Genomic DNA, 4,191 nt, shown 5'->3' with positions numbered 1-4,191 from the left:
GGCACGTCGCCTTCGCCGGCGACCCGCGCACCCGTGGCGCCGCCGCCCTCTCCGACGTGCTGCGGGGCGGCCCGAGCCAGAGCGTCGTCGACAGCGCGGAGGCGGCCATGCGTGCCATGCGGCTGGGCCGCAGCACCCACGAGTGGCTGACGTGCGCGGTGTCCGCGCTGTTGTTCGCGGACCGGACCGAGGCCGCCGCGGCGTGGTGCGACCACTGGCTCGCCGAGGCACGCGGTCGCCGGGTCCCGCTGTGGATCGCCGAGTTCTCCTCGCTGCGGGCCGGTATCGCCCTGCGCCAGGGCCAGCCGCACGAGGCCCGCGCCCTCGCCGAGGCCGCCCTCGCGCTGATCCCCGCGGAGAGCTGGGGCGTGTGCATCGGCGGACCGCTCGCCAACCTGATCCAGGCCAACACCGACCTCGGCGACCGCGACGCGGCTGCCGAGTACCTCGAAGTGCCTCTTCCGGCAGGGCTCTTCGACAGCCGGTTCGGCCTGTACTACCTGCACGCCCGCGGACACCACTACCTCGCCACCGAGCAACCCCGCGCCGCCTACGACGACTTCGTCAACTGCGGTTCCCTGATGCGCGGATGGGGACTGGACCAGCCGTCCCTCGTCCCCTGGCGGTCGGGCGCCGCGCGTGCCCTCCTCGCCCTCGGCGACACCGGCCGGGCGCACGCGTTGGCCCGGCAGCAGCTCGACCTGGCCGGGGACGCGCTGACGCGCACCCGCGGCATCTCCCTGCGGGTCCTGGCCGCCGCAGGCCGGCCCTCCCAGCGGGGAGCGCTGCTGAAGAGCGCCACGGCCGTCCTGGAGCAGTCCGGGGACCGGCTCCAGCTCGCCGGGGCACTGGCCGAGCTGGGCGTCGCGCATCTGCGCTCCGGCCGGGACACCGAGGCGCACGCGCTCGTGGAGAGGGCCGCGCGACTGGCCGGCGAGTGCGGTGCACCGGCCCTCGCCGCCGAGCTGACGCACCTGCTGCCGACCCGGATCGCACCGCCGGATGCCCGGGACGCGGCGCGCACAGCGGCCCTGGACCTGCTCAGCCCGGCCGAGCAGCGGGTTGCCTCGCTGGTCGCCGAGGGGCTCAGCAACAAGGAGATCTCCACCCGGCTCGCCGTCACCGTCAGCACCGTCGAACAGCACCTGACACGGATCTTCCGCAAGCTCGGCGTCCGTACGCGCGGCGAGCTCCGCCAGGACCGGGCGCTGGCCGGGTGAACCGCGCAGGCCCGCTGCCCGCCCCGGGCAGCCACCACCCACGAGGAAGGTCAGGAACTCCATGAAGCGCAGTGACCCATACGATGTGGCGATCCTCGGCAGCGGCATGGCCGGAGGAATGCTGGGCGCCGTCCTCGCCCGCAACGGCGTCAAGGTGCTGCTCCTCGACGCGGGAACCCACCCGCGGTTCGCGGTCGGCGAGTCGACCATCCCCTACACCTCGGGCATGACCAGGCTCATCGCTGACCGCTACCAGGTGCCCGAACTGCGCGCGCTGTCGAGTTTCAAGGGCATCCGCGAGCACGTCTCGCGCAACTGCGGCCAGAAGCAGAACTTCGGCTTCGTCTACCACCGCGAGGGCTCCGCGCAGAACTGGCAGGAGATCAACCAGCTGGTGGTCCCCTCCGTCCTGCGCACCGAGACCCACCTGTTCCGCCAGGACATCGACGCGTACCTGTTCCACGTGGCCGTCAAGTACGGCGCCCACCCGAGGCTCGGCACCCGCATCGTCGACGTCGAGACCGATCCGGACACCGGCGTGGTCCTGCGCACCGACACCGGCGAGGAGTTCCGCGCGCAGTACGTCGTCGACGGCAGCGGCTTCCGCTCGCCGCTCGCCGAGAAGTTCGCCCTGCGCGAGACGCCCACCCGGGCGAGGACCCACTCCCGCTGCCTGTTCACCCACATGATCGGCGTCGAGGCGTTCGACAAGGCGCCGGCGGCCCGCAGGCACGACCAGCCCAACCCCTGGCACCACGGCACCCTGCACCACGTCTTCGACGGCGGCTGGCTGTGGGTCATCCCCTTCGACAACAACGCGGACTCCCTCAACCCGCTGTGCAGCGTGGGCCTCACCCTGGACCCCCGCGTCCACCCCAAGGACGACCGCACCCCGCAGCAGGAGTTCGACGACTTCCTGGCCAGGTTCCCGGAGATCGCGCACCAGTTCCGGCAGGCGAAGGCGGTCCGCCCCTGGGTGTCGACAGGCAGGCTCCAGTACTCGGCCAAGCAGGTCGTCGGCGAGCGGTTCTGCCTCACCTCGCACGCGGCGGGCTTCATCGACGCCCTGTACTCCCGCGGCCTCACCAACACGATGGAACTCGTCAACGCCCTCGGCTGGCGCCTCATCGCGGCCAGCAAGGACGGCGACTGGTCCATGGAACGGTTCGGCTACCTGGAGGACCTCCAGCAGGGGCTGTTCGACTTCCACGACGACATCGTCTACAGCTCCTTCGTGGGCTTCCGCGACTACGAGCTGTGGAACGCCGTCAACCGCACCTGGATGCTGGGCACCATGCTCGGCAACGTCATGCTGGAGGACGCCTACTACCGGTTCGAGCGCACCGGCGACGACGGTGTCTTCCGGGAGCTGGAGCAGCACGGGCACCCCGGGTCCCCGCTGCCCGTGAGCGCCGGCTTCAACCGCATGGGCCACCTCACCAGGGAGCTGTGCGAGGCCGTCGAGCAGGGCACCGAGCAGCCCGGGGACGCGGCCCGCAAGATCCTCTCCTACGTCCGGGACGCCGACTTCATCGCGCCGTCGTTCAAGTTCGGCGAGCGGGACACCCGCTGCTTCGCCATGTCGCCGGCCAAGATGGCGATGAACGCCCGCTGGTGCCGCAAGGACGCCCCGCCGGAGATCGGCCCCCGCATGATCAACGCGAGCAAGGGGCTGGTCCGCATGCGGCTGCGGGCCGGGAAGTAGCAGGCCGACCCACCCCCTGTACCCCGGGCAGGGGGTACCGGGAGAACCCCCCGTTCCGCGCGGCAGGGGGTTCTCCCGGGTCCGGTGCTCTTCCTAGCCTGGAACCAGACGAGTTCACGGATATCCGGCTCCCTCCGAGGGGCCGTCGAGGTCCGCGCCCACGATGCCGTCGGCGCCACGAGTGAGGTCCCAGGCCGAGCCCGGTCAATCCCTTCAGGACGAAAAGGCAGCGAATGAACGCGCATTCCGCACCCGATCCCGAGGAACTCATCGCCGTCGTCGGCATGGCCGGCCGGTTCCCCGGGGCGCCGGACGTCGACAGCCTGTGGCACCTCCTGATGAACCGTCAGGAAGCGATCGGGCCGGTGCCTCCCGACCGGTGGGACGCCTCCGTGCAGCTGGACCCCCGGCTGCGCATCCCGGCGGTCGGCGGCTTCCTCGACGACATCGACCTCTTCGACGCCGGGTTCTTCGGGATCTCCCCGCGCGAGGCCGCCGCCATGGACCCCCAGCAGCGGCTGCTCCTGGAGGTCGGCTGGCGGGCGCTGGAGGACGCCGGACAGCGGGCGAGCGACCTCGCGGGCTCACGGACCGGCGTGTACGTCGCCACCGTCTGGCACGACTACGAACTGCTCCGCAAGGCGCGCGGCGCCCTCCACACCTCCCACTCCCTGGTCGGCACCGGCCGGGACATCCTCGCCAACCGGCTGTCGTACTTCATGAAACTGCGCGGCCCGAGCCTCGCCGTCGACACCGGCTGCTCCTCCGCGCTCGTCGGACTCGACCTGGCCGCCCGCGCCCTGCGCGCCGGTGACATCGAGGCGGCCGTCGTTGGCAGCACGAACCTGATGATGGACCCGCACGTCAGCATCGGCCTCACCCACTTCGGCGGACTCTCGCCGGACGGCCACTGCGCGTCCTTCGGGAAGGCCGCCAACGGGTTCGTCCGCGGCGAGGGCGTCGCCGCCGTCTACCTCAAGACACTCGCCCGCGCCCTGCGCGACGGCGACCGGGTGCACGGCGTCCTCACGAGCACCCTGACCAACAACGACGGAGGCGGCCACAGCCTGGTCAGCCCCAGCCAGGAAGGCCAGGAGGACCTGCTGCGCCGCAGCTACGGGCAGCACAGCGTGCCGGCCGCCGCCCTGTCGTACGTCGAGGCCGCGCAGTTTCGGCACGTGGTGGCGGGTGATCTTCTCGTCGGCGGTGTGGCAGAAGCGGGTTACGGTGCGCAGGAGGGCGTTGGACAGGGCGCGTTGGGTTACG

Annotated in this window: 2 protein-coding genes and 1 pseudogene; all 3 read left to right on the top strand. The window is 71.7% G+C overall.

Features of this window, described 5'->3' with window-relative positions:
• A partial coding sequence (locus ACVNF4_RS33220) for a helix-turn-helix transcriptional regulator (RefSeq protein ID WP_461806590.1) occupies positions 1–1,220 on the top strand: 1,220 nt, incomplete at its 5' end.
• 61 nt (positions 1,221–1,281) lie between these two features.
• A complete protein-coding gene (locus ACVNF4_RS33215; protein ID WP_461806589.1) occupies positions 1,282–2,925 on the top strand; it encodes an NAD(P)/FAD-dependent oxidoreductase in 1,644 nt (547 codons plus the stop codon).
• Between the two features lie 233 nt (positions 2,926–3,158).
• Positions 3,159–3,857 (top strand): annotated as a pseudogene (locus ACVNF4_RS33210) (beta-ketoacyl [acyl carrier protein] synthase domain-containing protein); the annotation flags it as partial.
• Between the last annotated feature and the right edge of the window lie 334 nt (positions 3,858–4,191).

It is taken from the genome of Streptomyces sp. S6 (assembly GCF_054880855.1).
The sequence above is the reverse complement of the archived record's forward strand: the minus strand, read 5'-3'. Positions and strand labels throughout refer to the sequence as shown.

What these genes read in the sequence shown, in the direction of transcription:
- ACVNF4_RS33215 (WP_461806589.1), top strand. Translation starts at nt 1,282, where the DNA reads ATGAAGCGCAGTGACCCATACGATGTGGCGATCCTCGGCAGCGGCATG.